We start from the raw sequence: 1,410 nt of genomic DNA, 5'->3' as shown, positions 1-1,410 counted from the left end.
GTGGCTCTGCACAGTAATTATGACTCTTTGGAAGCGTTGGGATAGGCGCGGCCCATTTTGGAACGGGCCTTGTCGGTAGTGAACATCCATTTGATGCGGGAGCGTGCGGCATTTCTCTGGCGTTCCCAGGCGGCGATTTCGCGGCGCAGCCGCTTGGGGTCGTCGATCCTGCGATCGAGGCACTGTCCGCGCATGACGCCGATCTCGATCTCGACCATGTTGAGCCAGCTTGCGTGCTTGGGGGTATAGTGGAACTCGAGCCGCCGCAAAATCCGTCTGGCTTCGGCAGGCGGGAACGCCTGATAGAGGGCGCCGGCAGAATGGGTCGATAGATTGTCCTGGACGACCCTGATGGTCTCGGCGTCGGGATAATGGATGTCGACGAGCTCGCGCATGCATTGGGCGTAGTCTTCTGCCGCACGGCGCTCGGTGACTTTGACCTTGCGCCAGGGACGATGCACGTCGAGCAGGACGAAGAGGTTGACGGTGCCATTGCGACGATACTCGTAATCGTAACGTTCGAGCCGGCCCGGCTCGGCCGGGATTGGTTGGCGCGCCTCGCCGATGAGCTGCACCGGGCTTTCGTCGAAGCACACCACCGGCCGCTCGGGATCGGGTGCCTCGGCGTAAAGGTCGAGCACGTCTTCCATGCGGGCGACGTATTCGCCATCGACCTTGGGAATGCACCACATGTCCCGACGCCACGGCTTGAGGCCGTTCTCGGCCAGCCGCCGGCGCACCGTCTCGCCTGACAGGCTCTCATATCGGTGAGTTTGACCATCGCGCCGGCCAACAGCTCCAGCGTCCAGCGGGCACGGCCCGCAGGCGGCTTGGTGCAAGCGGTTGCCACCAGCAGAGCCTCTTCCTTGCCGGTGAGCTTTCGCTCTGCCCCGGGACGCGGCTCCTCGCTCCGCGCCCGTTCCAGATTGCCTTCCACGAAGCGCCGCTTGGTCCGGTACACGGCGGAGCCGCCCACCGCCACGGTGCGCGCAATTTCCTCGTCGCTGCGGCCGGCATCCGCCGCCAGCAGAATCTGGGCTCGCTTGAGTTTGCGGGCAGCGCATTTGCCCTTGCTCAGCATCGTGGTCAGTTCGTCGCGTTCGGCTTGGCTCAGTTCGACTCGATAACGTATATTCATCTCGGCCCCCTTTGTCGGAGAGCCGGATGAATCGACAAATGAATCGGAAATCAGGCCTCGCCCGCCGCCCCGGCGCGCAAGGCTTCACCGAAAAGCAGGGCGAGTACCTCGCTTTCATCTACACCTACTCGCACATGTTCCGGTGCGCCCCCGCCGAAGCCGACATGCAACGCCACTTCCAGGTTAGCCCACCCTCGGTTCATCAGATGGTCGTCACCCTCGAACGAGCCGGTCTTATCCGACGTCAACCCGGCGTCGCACGAAGTATCGAG

2 protein-coding genes are annotated in these 1,410 nt (G+C 63.3%); one reads left to right on the top strand and one right to left on the bottom strand.

The window, feature by feature from the left end:
• Positions 1-17 precede the first annotated feature (17 nt).
• Positions 18-1,138 (bottom strand): IS630 family transposase gene (locus H8A95_RS43025; RefSeq protein ID WP_229188448.1). Its coding sequence is split into 2 segments (ribosomal slippage): positions 18-766 and positions 766-1,138, totalling 1,122 coding nucleotides; the frame shifts between segments, so codons are not numbered across the junction.
• 38 nt (positions 1,139-1,176) lie between these two features.
• Here H8A95_RS43025 and H8A95_RS43020 point away from each other — a divergent pair.
• On the top strand, positions 1,177-1,410 hold a 234-nt coding region (locus H8A95_RS43020), incomplete at its 3' end, for a LexA family protein (RefSeq protein ID WP_229188449.1).

The organism is Bradyrhizobium oropedii (assembly GCF_020889685.1).
GTDB lineage: Bacteria > Pseudomonadota > Alphaproteobacteria > Rhizobiales > Xanthobacteraceae > Bradyrhizobium > Bradyrhizobium oropedii.
This window is presented reverse-complemented; position numbering and strand designations above follow the sequence as displayed.